This window comes from Mesorhizobium sp. (assembly GCF_005063415.1).
GTDB lineage: Bacteria > Pseudomonadota > Alphaproteobacteria > Rhizobiales > Rhizobiaceae > Mesorhizobium.
The window spans coordinates 1-250 of sequence record NZ_SUEG01000409.1; the positions used below are offsets into that span (position 1 = coordinate 1).

Genomic DNA, 250 nt, shown 5'->3' on the forward strand with positions numbered 1-250 from the left:
GCCCTTGCGGGCCGTCGCCTTCGGCAATTTCCGCCATGCGGAAAGCCGTGGCGCGGTATTCTTCTATGCGGAGTTCGGAATGAGTCTCGATGCCGAACTTATTACGCAGCACATCGGTACGATCGGGATCGTCCGACGTGTTCGGATAGAAAAAAGAACCTTGGGCAGGGCTGTCGGACATGGGCAAGGTCAACAAAAAAACCGCCTGCGTAGGGCAGGCGGCCTTCGCCTCTAGAGGTTGGGAGTCTCG

At 58.0% G+C, this 250-nt stretch carries 1 pseudogene; it reads right to left on the reverse strand.

Annotation, left to right across the window (positions count from 1 at the left end):
- Nucleotides 1-181: pseudogene (locus E5W70_RS32835) on the reverse strand (cell filamentation protein Fic); the annotation flags it as partial.
- Nucleotides 182-250: the final 69 nt, after the last annotated feature.